The sequence below is a fragment of the Pseudomonas sp. BF-B-26 genome (assembly GCF_019956495.1).
Taxonomy (GTDB): Bacteria; Pseudomonadota; Gammaproteobacteria; order Pseudomonadales; family Pseudomonadaceae; genus Aquipseudomonas.
This window is the reverse complement of the sequence record NZ_JAHBDP010000106.1, coordinates 21,201-35,611: the sequence shown is the minus strand read 5'-3', so window position 1 is coordinate 35,611 and position 14,411 is coordinate 21,201. Positions and strand designations below refer to the sequence as shown.

At 60.7% G+C, this 14,411-nt stretch carries 13 protein-coding genes; 9 read left to right on the top strand and 4 right to left on the bottom strand.

Going from position 1 to position 14,411, the window contains the following annotated elements; genetic code table 11:
* Window positions 1–83: 83 nt before the first annotated feature.
* Window positions 84–758, bottom strand: coding sequence for a ribose-5-phosphate isomerase RpiA (rpiA, locus tag KGB03_RS24530; RefSeq protein WP_111448403.1), 675 nt, complete (start codon window positions 756–758; stop codon window positions 84–86).
* A 304-nt stretch (window positions 759–1,062) separates the two neighbouring features.
* On the opposite strand from rpiA, the gene ilvA reads away from it, so the two are divergent.
* Window positions 1,063–2,577 (top strand): threonine ammonia-lyase, biosynthetic, encoded by a 1,515-nt coding sequence (gene ilvA, locus KGB03_RS24525; protein WP_192409068.1) that lies wholly within the window; start codon window positions 1,063–1,065, stop codon window positions 2,575–2,577.
* A 39-nt stretch (window positions 2,578–2,616) separates the two neighbouring features.
* On the top strand, window positions 2,617–3,042 hold the full coding sequence (locus tag KGB03_RS24520; RefSeq protein WP_192409070.1) for a DUF2269 domain-containing protein: 426 nt from the start codon (window positions 2,617–2,619) through the stop codon (window positions 3,040–3,042).
* A 121-nt stretch (window positions 3,043–3,163) separates the two neighbouring features.
* Here the strand turns inward: KGB03_RS24520 and KGB03_RS24515 are convergent, their stop codons facing one another.
* Window positions 3,164–3,820, bottom strand: coding sequence for an HAD family hydrolase (locus tag KGB03_RS24515; protein WP_218536665.1), 657 nt, complete (start codon window positions 3,818–3,820; stop codon window positions 3,164–3,166).
* A 143-nt stretch (window positions 3,821–3,963) separates the two neighbouring features.
* Between KGB03_RS24515 and KGB03_RS24510 the strand changes: the two genes are divergently transcribed.
* Together KGB03_RS24510 and ptsP are read left to right on the top strand one after the other, a co-directional pair.
* Window positions 3,964–4,443: an RNA pyrophosphohydrolase gene (locus KGB03_RS24510; RefSeq protein WP_008150514.1), complete on the top strand. Its 480-nt coding sequence runs from the start codon at window positions 3,964–3,966 to the stop codon at window positions 4,441–4,443.
* A 22-nt stretch (window positions 4,444–4,465) separates the two neighbouring features.
* On the top strand, window positions 4,466–6,745 hold the full coding sequence (ptsP, locus tag KGB03_RS24505; RefSeq protein ID WP_111448407.1) for a phosphoenolpyruvate--protein phosphotransferase: 2,280 nt from the start codon (window positions 4,466–4,468) through the stop codon (window positions 6,743–6,745).
* 108 nt (window positions 6,746–6,853) lie between these two features.
* On the opposite strand, the gene KGB03_RS24500 is transcribed toward ptsP, so the two are convergent.
* Window positions 6,854–7,600 (bottom strand): NRDE family protein, encoded by a 747-nt coding sequence (locus KGB03_RS24500; RefSeq protein ID WP_223529576.1) that lies wholly within the window; start codon window positions 7,598–7,600, stop codon window positions 6,854–6,856.
* Between the two features lie 120 nt (window positions 7,601–7,720).
* Between KGB03_RS24500 and KGB03_RS24495 the strand changes: the two genes are divergently transcribed.
* The 3 genes from KGB03_RS24495 to KGB03_RS24485 all read left to right on the top strand — a co-directional run bounded on the left by KGB03_RS24495 (window position 7,721) and on the right by KGB03_RS24485 (window position 10,411).
* The gene (locus KGB03_RS24495) at window positions 7,721–8,503 is read left to right on the top strand and encodes a sulfite exporter TauE/SafE family protein (RefSeq protein ID WP_033053392.1); all 783 of its coding nucleotides are present in this window, start codon (window positions 7,721–7,723) and stop codon (window positions 8,501–8,503) included.
* Between the two features lie 81 nt (window positions 8,504–8,584).
* Complete coding sequence (lgt, locus tag KGB03_RS24490; RefSeq protein ID WP_111448409.1) at window positions 8,585–9,391, top strand: prolipoprotein diacylglyceryl transferase; 807 nt, start codon at window positions 8,585–8,587, stop codon at window positions 9,389–9,391.
* 48 nt (window positions 9,392–9,439) lie between these two features.
* Complete coding sequence (locus KGB03_RS24485; protein ID WP_111448410.1) at window positions 9,440–10,411, top strand: thymidylate synthase; 972 nt, start codon at window positions 9,440–9,442, stop codon at window positions 10,409–10,411.
* A 124-nt stretch (window positions 10,412–10,535) separates the two neighbouring features.
* Here KGB03_RS24485 and cadR read toward each other — a convergent pair whose 3' ends face one another.
* Window positions 10,536–10,985, bottom strand: coding sequence for a Cd(II)/Pb(II)-responsive transcriptional regulator (cadR, locus tag KGB03_RS24480; protein WP_056738877.1), 450 nt, complete (start codon window positions 10,983–10,985; stop codon window positions 10,536–10,538).
* A gap of 85 nt (window positions 10,986–11,070) precedes the next feature.
* Between cadR and KGB03_RS24475 the strand changes: the two genes are divergently transcribed.
* Both KGB03_RS24475 and KGB03_RS24470 read left to right on the top strand, forming a co-directional pair.
* Window positions 11,071–13,374, top strand: a complete 2,304-nt coding sequence (locus KGB03_RS24475; RefSeq protein ID WP_223529570.1) for a heavy metal translocating P-type ATPase — start codon at window positions 11,071–11,073, stop codon at window positions 13,372–13,374.
* A 16-nt stretch (window positions 13,375–13,390) separates the two neighbouring features.
* The gene (locus KGB03_RS24470) at window positions 13,391–14,254 is read left to right on the top strand and encodes a LysR family transcriptional regulator (protein ID WP_223529568.1); all 864 of its coding nucleotides are present in this window, start codon (window positions 13,391–13,393) and stop codon (window positions 14,252–14,254) included.
* Window positions 14,255–14,411 lie beyond the last annotated feature (157 nt).

Genomic DNA, 14,411 nt, shown 5'->3' with positions numbered 1-14,411 from the left:
GCGGTGTGTCAGTCGACATCTCTATTGACTGACACACCGCATTCGCGAGCAAGCCCGCTCCCACAAAGGGTTTTGTGTTTGGCTTACTGGGCGCGCAGGGTTTTCACGCCTTCGCTGGTACCCAGCAGCAGCAAATCCGCCGGACGTGCCGCGAACAAACCGTTGGTGACCACGCCGACGATCGCATTGATCTGCGTCTCCAGCTCCACCGGGTTGGTGATCTGCATGTTGAACACGTCGAGGATGATGTTGCCGTTGTCGGTCAGCACGCCTTCGCGGTAGACCGGGTCGCCGCCGAGCTTCACCAGCTCGCGGGCCACGTGGCTGCGGGCCATCGGGATCACTTCCACCGGCAGCGGGAACGCACCGAGCACTGGCACCAGTTTGCTGGCGTCGGCGATGCAGATGAAGGTCTTGGCCACAGCCGCGACAATCTTCTCGCGGGTCAGGGCTGCGCCGCCGCCCTTGATCAGGTTCAGGTGCTCGTCGCTTTCATCGGCGCCGTCGACGTAGAACTCCAGGTCGCTGACCGTGTTCAGCTCATACACCGGAATGCCGTGGCCCTTGAGGCGGGCAGCGGTGGCTTCGGAACTGGCGACCGCGCCGTCGAACGCGCCTTTGTGCTTGGCCAGTGCGTCGATGAAGCAGTTGGCGGTGGAGCCGGTGCCGACCCCGACGATGCTCTTGTCGTCGAGTTTCGGGAGGATGAAGTCGACGGCGGCCTGAGCCACTGCCTGTTTGAGTTGATCCTGGGTCATGCGGGCTCCGAAGCGGGCAAGGGAAGAACGGAAAGGCCGGCATTATAGCCCCATGCCGGGCTAAAACCTCCTGTGGCGAGGGGATTCATCCCCGTTCGGCGGCGCAGCCGTCGTAAAACCTGAGAGTGCGGTGTATCTGGGGGAATGCTGGGGAGCGCTTCGCACTCCAACGGGGATAAATCCCCTCGCCACAATGGATCTGCGGTGTCTGCGAAGGCTAAAACCTCTTGATTCGTGTGGTCGCCCAGCCGAAAGCCGGGTTAGACTCCTTGGCCCTGCCCAACCCGCTCAGTGATGCTTTCCGATGCTCGAACAGTACGTCAAAAAGATCCTCACCTCGCGCGTTTATGACGTTGCCGTAGAAACCCCATTGCAGACTGCCCGCCAGCTCTCCGAGCGGCTGGGCAACAGTATTTGGCTCAAGCGCGAAGACTTGCAGCCGGTGTTCTCGTTCAAGATTCGTGGCGCCTATAACAAGCTCACGCAGCTTTCCGATGAAGAGCGCGCTCGTGGCGTGGTCACTGCTTCCGCGGGCAACCATGCCCAAGGCCTGGCCCTGGCGGCGAAAGTGTTGGGCGTGAAAGCGACCATCGTGATGCCCAAGACCACCCCGGAAATCAAAGTCGAAGGCGTGCGTTCACGCGGCGGCAAAGTGGTGCTGCACGGGGATTCGTTCCCGGAAGCCCTGGCCTACTCGCTGAAACTGGTCGACGAAAAAGGCTACGTCTACATCCACCCTTACGACGATCCCCACACCATTGCCGGGCAGGGCACGGTGGCGATGGAGATCCTGCGCCAGCACCCTGGCCGTCTGGACGCGATCTTCGTCCCGGTGGGTGGTGGCGGATTGATCGCCGGGATCGCGGCGTACGTGAAGTACCTGCGGCCTGAAATCAAAATCATCGGCGTCGAGCCGGACGACTCCAACTGCCTGCAAGCCGCCATGGCCGCTGGCGAGCGTGTGATCCTGCCGACCGTGGGCCTCTTCGCCGACGGCGTCGCCGTGGCGCAGATTGGTCAGCACACGTTCGACATCTGCAAAGACTATGTCGATGAAGTGATCACCGTCAGTACCGATGAAATCTGCGCGGCGATCAAGGACATCTACGACGATACCCGCTCGATCACCGAACCTGCCGGCGCCTTGGGCGTGGCCGGGATCAAGAAGTACGTCGAGCAACGCGGCGTCACCGGGCATACCTTCGTGGCCATCGACTCTGGCGCCAACGTCAACTTCGACCGCCTGCGCCACGTCGCCGAGCGTGCTGAGCTGGGCGAGGGCCGCGAAGCTATCATTGCCGTGACGATTCCCGAGAAACCGGGCAGCTTCAAGGCGTTCTGCGAAGCCATCGGCAAGCGCCAGATCACAGAATTTAACTACCGCTACAACACCGGCAACGAGGCGCACATCTTTGTCGGCGTGCAGACACACCCGGAAAACGATCCGCGCAGTGCGCTGCTTGCCAGCCTGACGGAGCAGGGTTTTCCGGTGCTCGACCTGACCGACAACGAGTTGGCCAAGTTGCACATCCGTCACATGGTTGGCGGACGTGCGGCGCATGTGGTGGATGAAGTGATTCTGCGCTTTGAATTCCCGGAGCGTCCGGGCGCGCTGTTCAACTTCCTCAACAAGCTCGGTGGGCGCTGGAACATCTCGATGTTCCATTACCGCAACCATGGCGCAGCGGATGGTCGTGTGGTCGCGGGCCTGCAAGTGCCTCACGATGAACGCCATCTGGTGCCCGCAGCGCTGGAAGAAATCGGCTACCCGTACTGGGACGAAAGCGACAACCCGGCCTATCAGCTGTTTCTCGGCTGAGCGGCTACGCTGATGGCCAGGCTATAAGGAAATCGAACAATGGAAACGTTAACCGCCCTGAAAGTCGCTCATATGGTGGCGACGGTGTTGCTGCTGGTCAGCGCACTGGGTCTGGCGATCTGGGTGTGGCGTACGCGCCGTAACGGCGACGCAACGGCTCATGCGCGCACATTGCAGCGGCCGCGAGTGTTCATCTGGCTGGTGATGGGGCTGGCGCTGCTGAGCATGCCGTTTACCGGCTGGTGGATGGTGCATCTGGTGGGCTGGCCGCTGGGGCAGATCTGGTTGTTGGCTTCCAGTGTGCTTTACACCGTCGCGGCGTTGGGCTGGTTCTGGTTGCTGGTGCGGCTGAACAAACTGCGCACTGTTCCGAGTGGCAGCGGCAAGCTCACTTTCGCCATCGCACTGTTCAGCTTCGTCTGTTTTATCGCGATTGCGGGGTTGATGGGCGCGAAGCCGGTTTAAGGCTACAGACCGAGTCGACCCCTTCGCGGGCAAGCCCGCTCCCACAGGGGTCTCTGCTGTAAATGCTATCTATGTCACACAGCAGAACCTTGTGGGAGCGGGCTTGCTCGCGAAGGCGATATCAGTCACGCAACGAAATTACCGGCCAGCCACGCTTCTCGGCTTCAGCGCGCAGATTCGGGTCCGGGTCGACGGCGATCGGATTCGTGACCTGCTCAAGCAGCGCCAAATCATTCATCGAGTCGCTGTAGAAGTAACTGTCTGCCAGCGAATGCCCGGTCTCTTCCAGCCAACGACTCAGCCTTGTGACCTTGCCTTCCCGGAAGCACGGGACATCAGTGCTGCGCCCGGTGTAGCGGCCATCAACCATTTCACATTCCGTGGCGATCAGGGTTTCGACGCCCAGACGCTGGGCAATCGGCCCGGTAACAAAACGGTTGGTCGCGGTGATGATCACCAACTTGTCACCCGCCTCGCGGTGCTTGGCCAGCAGTTCGAGACCCTTGGGCAACACAATCGGCTCAATGCAATCGCGCATGTAATCCAGATGCCATTGATCCAGCGTGGCCATCTCGGTGCGGCCGAGCACTTCCAGGCAGAAGTTCAGGTAGGCATCGTTATCCAGTTTGCCGGCCAGGTAATCCTGATAGAACTCGTCGTTGCGTGCCTTGTAGGCGACGGCGTCGAGGAAGCCGCGTTCGCACAGGTAATCGCCCCAGGCGTGGTCACTGTCACCGCCCAAGAGCGTGTTGTCCAAGTCGAATAAAGCCAGCCGCATTGCAGTTACTCGCTGAAAAGTCTGTAGAAAGGCGTTCAGAATACGGACTTTTCACAAGAGTGCACATAAGGTAGGCCGGCTCGTTGCTGCTATCACAACCTTTGTGGAACAATGCGGCGACATGCGTTTGCGAGGTTGTTGCCGTGATCGACCCCGATGGTTTCCGCCCCAATGTCGGGATCATTCTCACGAATGATGCCGGACAGGTGCTATGGGCTCGCCGTATCAATCAAGATGCCTGGCAGTTTCCACAGGGCGGGATCAACCCCCAGGAGACGCCGGAAGACGCCTTGTACCGCGAGTTGAACGAAGAAGTGGGGCTTGAGCGCGAAGATGTTGAAATTCTCGCCTGCACCCGGGGCTGGTTGCGCTATCGTTTGCCGCAACGTCTGGTCCGCACGCACAGCCAACCGCTGTGCATCGGCCAGAAACAGAAATGGTTTCTCCTGCGCCTGGTCTCCAACGAGCAGCGGGTGCGGATGGATTTGACCGGTAAACCGGAATTCGATGGCTGGCGCTGGGTCAGCTATTGGTATCCGTTGGGCCAGGTGGTGACATTCAAGCGCGAAGTGTATCGACGCGCTCTCAAAGAGCTTGCCCCGCGCCTTTTATCGCGCGACTGACGACGGAGTTCGACCCCGAGCCATGCTCAATACGCTGCGCAAGATCGTCCAGGAAGTTAACTCCGCCAAGGATCTCAAGGCGGCGTTGGGGATTATTGTGTTGCGCGTCAAAGAGGCCATGGGCAGCCAGGTCTGCTCGGTCTACTTGCTTGACCCTGAAACCAACCGTTTCGTGCTGATGGCCACCGAGGGCTTGAACAAGCGCTCGATCGGCAAAGTCAGCATGGCACCCAACGAAGGTCTGGTTGGCCTGGTCGGCACGCGTGAAGAACCCCTGAACCTCGAAAACGCCGCGGATCACCCGCGCTACCGTTACTTCGCCGAGACCGGTGAAGAACGCTACGCCTCGTTCCTCGGGGCGCCGATCATTCACCACCGCCGCGTCGTCGGCGTGTTGGTCATTCAGCAAAAAGAACGCCGCCAGTTCGACGAAGGTGAAGAAGCCTTCCTCGTGACCATGAGCGCGCAGCTTGCCGGCGTTATCGCCCACGCCGAAGCCACCGGTTCGATTCGGGGGCTGGGCCGTCAGGGCAAGGGCATCCAGGAAGCCAAGTTCATCGGCGTACCGGGTTCGCCGGGTGCGGCGGTCGGTACCGCGGTGGTCATGCTGCCGCCGGCCGATCTGGACGTGGTGCCGGACAAGACCATCACCGACATCGCCGCCGAACTCGCGCTGTTCAAGACTGCCATCGAAGGCGTGCGCGCCGACATGCGCGCCTTGTCCGCCAAACTGGCGAACCAGTTGCGCCCGGAAGAGCGCGCGCTGTTCGATGTTTACCTGATGATGCTCGACGATGCCTCGCTCGGCAGCGAAATCACCACCGTGATCAAGACTGGCCAGTGGGCCCAGGGCGCGTTGCGTCAGGTGGTTGCCGAGCACGTCAACCGTTTCGAATTGATGGACGACGCCTACCTGCGTGAGCGCGCCTCGGACGTCAAAGACCTCGGTCGACGTTTGCTGGCTTACTTGCAGGAAGAGCGTCAACAGACCCTGGTCTACCCCGACAACACCATTCTGATCAGCGAAGAACTGACGCCGGCAATGCTCGGCGAGGTGCCGGAAGGCAAGCTGGTCGGTCTGGTGTCGGTACTCGGTTCCGGCAACTCCCACGTGGCGATCCTGGCGCGCGCCATGGGTATCCCGACGGTGATGGGCCTGGTCGACTTGCCGTATTCCAAGGTCGACGGCATCCAGATGATCGTCGACGGCTACCACGGCGAGGTCTACACCAACCCCAGCGAAGTGCTGCGCAAGCAGTTCGCCGAAGTGGTCGAGGAAGAGAAACAACTGGCCCTCGGGCTGGATGCACTGCGGGACTTGCCGTGCGTGACCGTCGATGGCCACCGCATGCCGCTGTGGGTCAACACCGGCCTGCTGGCGGATGTAGCGCGAGCGCAGAAGCGTGGGGCTGAAGGCGTCGGTCTGTACCGCACCGAAGTGCCGTTCATGATCAATCAGAGGTTCCCAAGCGAAAAGGAGCAACTGGCGATTTATCGCGAGCAACTCGCTGCATTCCACCCGCAACCGGTGACCATGCGCAGCCTGGACATCGGCGGCGACAAGTCGCTGTCGTACTTCCCGATCAAGGAAGACAACCCGTTCCTCGGCTGGCGCGGCATTCGCGTCACGCTCGACCACCCGGAAATCTTCCTGGTGCAGACCCGCGCCATGCTCAAGGCCAGCGAAGGCTTGAACAACCTGCGGATTCTGCTGCCGATGATCTCCGGCACCCACGAACTGGAAGAAGCCCTGCACCTGATTCACCGGGCCTGGGGCGAAGTCCGCGACGAAGGCTGCGACGTGCCTATGCCGCCGATCGGCGTGATGATCGAAATTCCGGCGGCGGTTTATCAGACCAAGGAACTGGCGCGGCAAGTGGACTTCCTGTCGGTCGGTTCCAACGACCTGACCCAGTACCTGTTGGCGGTGGACCGAAACAACCCGCGGGTAGCCGACCTCTACGACTACCTGCACCCAGCGGTGCTGCAAGCCCTTCAGAGCGTGGTGCGTGACGCTCATGCCGAAGGCAAGCCAGTGAGTATCTGCGGTGAGATGGCCGGTGACCCGGCGGCGGCAGTGCTGTTGATGGCGATGGGCTTCGACAGCCTGTCGATGAACGCCACCAACTTGCCGAAAGTGAAGTGGATGTTGCGTCAGATCAACCTGAGCAAGGCCAAGGAATTGCTCGCGGAATTGATGACCATCGACAACCCGCAAGTTATCCACAGCTCGCTGCAACTGGCGCTGAAGAACCTAGGGTTGGCGCGGATGATCAATCCGGCTTCGGCCAAGACCCTCTAAACGCTGACGGACCCTTCGCGAGCAAGCCCGCTCCCACAGGGGATTTGTGATCGACGCAAATCCCCTGTGGGAGCGGGCTTGCTCGCGAAGGCGTCAGTCCTGACAGCGCTAAACCCGGATCTCAACTTCCCCTAAATGCCCGCCATACGGCCCAAAACTCCGCTCCACCATCCACCGCGTCCCATCCGCCTGAACAATCAACGCCGTACTCGCTCGCGTCCCATAAGTCGGACTGGCAATAAACACACTCGACAGCAACGTCTCGGTGGCCAATCCGACTCCGGTATCCGGCAGTTCGGCAAACGGTGCCGTCTGCGGATCATTCAGCAACGCCAATAAAGCCTGGGGGTGCGGATCGTCCAGCACTTCCTCCAGCGCTGCCCGCGCTTTGAGCAGTTTCGGCCACGGCGTATCCAGCCCGGCGTTCGACAACCCATAAACCCCCGGTGGCAGCATCACCGCCTCAGTCTCTCGGGCATTGAAGTGCCACAGTTCGTTGGCATTGCCGACCAGCAGGTTAAATCCGGCATATTCCAGTGAACGTCCGACAACGTCCGTCAAGTAGTCATCTATCGACATGTCGCCGGTCAGGAATCGCGCGACCAGTTCACCTCGCGATTTGCGCGCGGGCGGCTGATGCGGATCGCGGATATTGGTCAGTGCGGCGAAGCGTCCATGGGCGCCAACACCGAGCCAGGTGCCTCCGGCTTCCAGGTCGCGACCGGCATGCACGTGGGGTGCTTCGGGCCACTGCGCCAGCGGCAGGCTGGGCCGGGCATAGAATTCGTCGCGGTTGGCCGCCACGATCAGCGGCTGGGCGTGACCCGGCCGCCAAGCGAAAACAATCAGGCACATAAGGCAGTCCTTGTGTGTTTTCTGCCCACTCTACTCAGTCATCGTGTGGGTATCCATCGCCATCCAGTGGAGCTTGAGGCCATGCATCCGTTACCATGCCGCTCTCATTTGGGGATGCGCATGGAATTTCTGCTCTATCTGGCGCTCGGCGCCTGTGCAGGTGTGCTGGCCGGGCTGTTCGGGGTCGGCGGCGGGATCATTATCGTTCCGGTGCTGGTCTACAGTTTCAAGCTGCAAGGGTTCGATCCGTCGATCCTCACGCACCTGGCGGTCGGCACGTCCCTGGCGACAATCATATTTACCTCGGTCAATGCGATCCGCGAGCATCACCGCCGCGGTGCCGTACGTTGGCCGATTTTTGCCTGGATGACCCTCGGTATTCTCATCGGCGCCGGTTTCGGCGCGCTGACGGCTGAAGCGATCTCCGGGCCCAACCTGCAGAAAATCATTGGCGTCTTCGCCCTGGTCATCGCTGCGCAACTGGCACTGGATTTCAAACCCAAGGCCAGTCGAACGGTGCCGGGTAAAGTCGGTCTGACCGTGGCCGGCAGTGTGATTGGCTGGGCCTCGGCGATTTTCGGGATTGGTGGCGGCTCGCTGACGGTGCCGTTCCTGACCTGGCGCAGCGTACCGATGCAGCAAGCCGTGGCGACTTCATCTGCCTGCGGCCTGCCGATTGCGTTGTCCAGTGCATTATTTTTCATGATTCTGGGCTGGCACGATCCATTGTTGCCGGCCCATAGTCTCGGTTTTGTTTATTTGCCGGCGCTGCTGGGGATTGCCCTGACCAGCATGTTCTTCGCCCGCCTTGGCGCACGACTGGCTCACAGCCTGTCGCCGAGGTTGCTGAAAAGACTGTTCGCCGCTTTGCTGTTCTGCGTGGGCTTGAATTTCCTGCTCTGACGCAGCGCAATCCTGGCTTAATCCTGGCGTGACAGCGTCGCCCGGGAATTTTAAAGGTTTCAACTCTAACGAGGAGTCGCAATGCTGCCTTACCCGCAGATCGACCCGGTGGCATTGGCCATCGGTCCGCTGAAAATCCACTGGTACGGCTTGATGTACCTGATCGGCATCGGCGGCGCCTGGCTGCTGGCGTCGCGCCGGTTGAACCGCTTCGACCCGACCTGGAGTAAAGAGAAACTCTCCGACATGGTGTTCTGGATGTCGATGGGCGTCATTGTCGGCGGCCGCTTGGGCTATGTGCTGTTCTACGATCTGAGTGCTTACATCGCCAACCCGTTGTTGATCTTTGAAGTGTGGAAGGGCGGCATGTCGTTCCACGGCGGGTTCATCGGTGTGATGCTGGCCGCGTTGTGGTTCGGTAAAAAGAACGGCAAGTCGTTCTTCCAGCTGATGGACTTCGTCGCACCGATGGTGCCGATCGGTCTGGGCGCCGGACGTATCGGCAACTTCATCAACGCCGAGTTGTGGGGCAAGGCCACCGATGTGCCGTGGGCGATGGTCTTCCCGACCGATCCGGCGCAACTGGCGCGCCACCCGTCGCAGCTCTATCAGTTCGCGCTCGAAGGCGTGGCGCTGTTCGCCATTCTCTGGTTGTTCTCGCGCAAGCCGCGGCCGACCATGGCGGTGTCCGGGATGTTCGCGCTGTTCTATGGCATCTTCCGTTTCATCGTCGAATTCGTCCGCGTACCGGACGCGCAACTGGGCTATCTGGCCTGGAACTGGCTGACCATGGGTCAGGTGCTGTGCGTACCGATGATCGTCGGCGGTCTGTACCTGATCTGGCTGGCGTATCACCGTGCACCGGCGGCTCCAGCGGCGGCTGTATAAATTCGAACCCCGGGGCGACGGTCCCGGGTTCAAGGACACAGGTAACTCATGAAGCAATATCTCGAACTGGTCGCCCACGTCATCAAGAACGGCACCAAACAGGCCAACCGCACTGGCGTGAACACCATCAGCTTCCCTGGCGCGATGCTGCGTTATGACCTGAAGGAAGGTTTTCCGGCGATCACCACCCGCAAAATGGCCTTCAAATCGGCTATCGGCGAGATGTGCGGTTTTCTGCGCGGGGTGAACAACGCCGCCGAGTTCCGTGCGCTGGGCTGCAAGGTCTGGGATCAGAACGCCAACGAAAACGCCCAGTGGCTGGCCAATCCGTTCCGTCAGGGCGAAGACGACCTCGGCGAGATCTACGGCGTGCAATGGCGCAAATGGCCGGCATACAAGCAGATCCCGGTCAGCAACCAGGCCGCCATCGAGCAGACCCTGAATCAGGGCTACCGCCAGATCGCCGAAGGTGAAGAAGACGGCCAGGCTTACGTGGTGCTGTACAAGGCGATCGACCAGATCCGCCAGTGTGTCGACACCATCATCAAAGACCCAGGCAGCCGCCGCATCCTGTTCCACGGCTGGAACGTGGCCCAACTTGATGAAATGGCCTTGCCGCCGTGCCATTTGCTGTACCAGTTCCACCCGAACGTCGAGACCAAAGAGATTTCTTTGACCCTCTACATCCGTTCGAACGACCTGGGCCTGGGCACGCCGTTCAACCTCACCGAAGGCGCCGCGCTGCTGAGCTTGATCGGTCGCCTGACCGGCTACACGCCGCGCTGGTTCACCTATTTCATTGGTGATGCCCACGTTTATGAAAACCATTTGGACATGCTCAATGAACAGCTCAAGCGCGAGCCGTTCCCGATGCCGAAACTGGTGATCAGCGACCGTGTGCCTGAGTTTGCCAAGACCGGTGTTTATCAGCCGGAGTGGCTGGAGTTGATCGAGCCGAGCGATTTTTCGCTGGAAGGCTACGAACACCACGCCCCAATGACCGCGCCGATGGCGGTCTAAAGAACTACCGCAGATCCTGTAGGAGCCGAGCTTGCTCGCGATGGCGGCAGCACATTCAACATTGATGTGTCTGACTAACCGCTATCGCGAGCAAGCTCGGCTCCTACAGGGTTTTGTGGTGTTTTCAGTGGCCGTGACTGCGGCCAACATGGGAATGCTCAACCTCCGTCGCCACAACCCCGCCACTGACCTCCAGCCGCTGCAAAATCCCGCACTGATCGATATCCGGCCCTTCGCTGCAACGTTGGCGCAGGTCGAGCAGCTGTGTCTGCAACGCCATCAACCCGTCGATCCGCGCCTTCACGTGATGAATGTGTTCGTCGATCAACGCATTCACGCTTTCACACTGATCCTGCGGACTGTCGCGCAGGGCCAGCAGGCTGCGGATTTCTTCCAGCGTCATGTCGAGGGTGCGGCAGTTGCGGATGAAAGTCAGGCGCTCGGCGTGGGCCTGGGTGTAGACGCGGTAGTTGCCGTCGCTACGTGCCGGCTCCGGCAGCAGGTTTTCGCGCTCGTAGTAGCGAATGGTTTCCACGGCGCAGTCGGTGAGTTTGGCCAGTTCTCCGATCTTCATGACGACAATCTCCAAAAGGGTGCTTGACCCTATAGTGGCTACAGGGTCTTTACTTGGCAACAGGCACCTTTCCGGACGCGACCCAATGAGCGATTCCCTTCACACGCACAAACCCGAGGCTGATCACGATCACGATCACGATCACGATCACGATCACGATCACGATCACAGCCACAAGCTGCAGCCTGTGCAGAAGCATGAGCATGAGCATGGCGGCCACGGGGATTCCTGCTGTTCCGCCAAAGTGGCTGCACCGTCGCTGATCAAGTTGAGTGAAACCACAACGGCTGGCGCGCGACTGAGCAATTTCCGCATCGACGCCATGGATTGCCCGACCGAGCAGACGCTGATCGAGAACAAACTCGGCAAACTCGTGGGCGTGCAGCAACTGGAATTCAACCTGATCAACCGCGTGTTGGGCGTCACCCATGACCTGCCGAGCACCGCGCCGATCATCGACGCGATCAAGTCCCTCGGCATGCTGGCCGAGCCGCTGGAGCAGGGCGCTGAACTGCCAGCACCGGCGCCCGAGAAAAAGCCCTGGTGGCCCTTGGCGCTGTCGGGTGTTGGCGCGTTGGTCGCCGAAGTTATCCACTTCACCAACGCTGCGCCGAACTGGGTGGTGGCGGTCATCGCGTTGATCTCGATCCTCAGCGGCGGCCTCGGCACCTATAAAAAAGGCTGGATCGCACTTAAAAACCTCAACCTGAACATCAACGCGCTGATGAGCATCGCGGTGACCGGCGCGATCCTGATCGGTCAATGGCCGGAAGCGGCGATGGTGATGTTCCTGTTCACCGTGGCCGAGTTGATCGAAGCCAAGTCTTTGGACCGGGCACGCAACGCCATCGGTGGTCTGATGCAGATGGCCCCGGAACAGGCCACGGTGCAGCAGGCCGACGGTAGTTGGGTCTTGCAGCCGGTCAAAGCCATCGAGTTGGGGGCACGAGTGCGGGTACGTCCCGGCGAGCGGATCGGTCTGGACGGTGAAGTGGTGTCGGGCAGTTCAACCATCGATCAGGCGCCGATCACCGGTGAAAGCCTGCCGGTGGAGAAGACCATCGGCGATAAAGTCTTCGCCGGCACCATCAACCAGTCTGGCTCCCTGGAATACTCGGTAACCGCGGCGGCCAACAACTCGACCCTGGCGCGAATCATCCACGCCGTGGAACAGGCCCAGGGCGCGCGGGCGCCGACCCAGCGTTTCGTCGACAGCTTCTCGAAAATCTACACCCCGGCGGTGTTCATCCTGGCGCTCGCCGTTGCGGTAATCCCGCCGCTGTTCATGGGCGCCGTATGGTTCGACTGGATCTACCGAGCGCTGGTGTTGCTGGTGGTCGCCTGCCCATGTGCGCTGGTGATTTCCACCCCGGTGACCATCGTCAGCGGCCTCGCGGCGGCGGCGCGCAAAGGCATTCTGGTGAAGGGCGGCGTCTATCTGGAGGGCGGTTACAAGCTCGATTACCTGGCCTTGGACAAGACCGGCACCATCACGCACGGCAAACCGGTGCAGACCGATTACCTGTCGCTTGATCCGACCGCGGACGCATCAGCCCCGGCGATTGCGGCGGCGCTGGCCGGTCGCTCCGATCACCCGGTGTCCTTGGCCATTGCCAACGCGGCTGTGGATAAACAATTCGCTCCGCTGATTGTGGATAACTTTGAGGCACTGGCCGGTCGCGGAGTGCGCGGCGAAATTAACGGTCAGGTTTACCACTTGGGTAATCACCGTTTAGTGGAAGAACTGAACCTGTGCTCGCCTGCGCTGGAGGAAAAGCTGTTCGCGCTGGAGAAACAGGGCAAGTCCGTGGTGCTGCTGCTCGACAAATCCGGCCCATTGGCGCTGTTCGCTGTGGCCGACACCGTGAAAGAGTCCAGCCGCGAGGCGATCCAGCAACTGCACGAGCTGGGCATCAAAACCCTGATGCTGACCGGCGACAACGTCCACACCGCTCAGGCGATTGCCGCGCAAGTCGGCATCGACGAGGCCAAGGGCGATCTGCTGCCGACCGACAAGCTGCAAGCCATCGACGCCCTTTATGCCCGGGGCCATAACGTCGGCATGGTCGGCGACGGTATCAACGACGCTCCGGCGCTGGCGCGAGCCGAGATCGGTTTTGCCATGGCGGCGGCGGGCACCGATACCGCCATCGAGACCGCCGATGTCGCCCTGATGGACGACGATCTGCGCAAGATCCCGACCTTCATCCGGCTGTCACGGCAAACCTCAAGCATCCTCAAACAGAACATTGCCTTGGCATTGGTCATCAAAGCGATCTTTCTTGGGGTAACCTTCGCCGGGATCGCCACCATGTGGATGGCGGTGTTCGCCGACATGGGCGTGAGCCTGTTGGTGGTGTTTAACGGTTTGCGCCTGTTGCGCAAATAAGCGATGGGGGAAGGGTGTGCTGAGTGCCGAGCTGAAGGCGTTTTACATGGTTGCTCGCCTGGGCAGCATTACCCTGGCGGCGAAAAAGCTCGGCCTGAGCCAACCCACGGTGACCACGCAGATTCGCAATCTGGAAAGTCAGTACTCGGTTGAACTGTTCTACCGTGGCGGCCGCCGCCTCAGCGTCAGCGATGAAGGTGCGCGGCTGTTGCCGATGGTCAAGGTGCTGTTGCAGCAGGAAGCCGACATCGAGTTTTTCCTGCGCAACAGCGGTCAGGTCCAAGGCACGTTGCGCATTGCCGCGACTGCGCCGTATTACATCCTCGATCTGGTGAAGACCTTCCGCGAGCGCTTGCCGCAGGTGGAAGTGTCAGTGGAGATCGGCAACTCCCAGCAAGTACTTGAAGCGCTGGAGGATTATCGGGTGGATGTCGCGGCGTCGTCGCAGTTGCTCGACGATGCACGGCTGATTCGCCGGGTGCTCGGCAGCGATCCGCTGGTGCTGGCGGTGCATCGCAATCATCCGCTGGCGATTCACGACCATGTGCCGCTCAGTGCGTTGGCCGGGCATACGTTATTGATGCGCGAATCGGGTTCGACCACTCGACGCCTGACCGAGGAATTGCTGGCCAGCGCCGGGGTGAGTTTCGGGCCGCTGCTGGAGATTGGCAGCCGTGAGTCGATCCGTGAGGCGGTGTTGCGCAACATAGGCATCAGCATCATTGCCCGGCAGGAAGTGCCGCATGATCCGCAACTGCGCGTGCTGACCATCGAGAATGCGCCGCAGATTCCCGAGTACTTGTACTGCCTCAAAGAGCGAAAAGGCGCACGGCTGCCGGCGGCGTTTCTGGGGTTGGCGCAGGAAATGGCCCCGGCTTAAGTCCTGCGGTGACTGTGCCGGCCTCTTCGCGAGCAAGCCCGCTCCCACAGGGGGAACGCATTCCAAAATGTGGGAGCGGCGGTGCGACGATTCGACTTGCTCGCGAAGTCGCCAGATCAAACAACACAGAACCTGAACCCCCAACCAAAATCCCCGA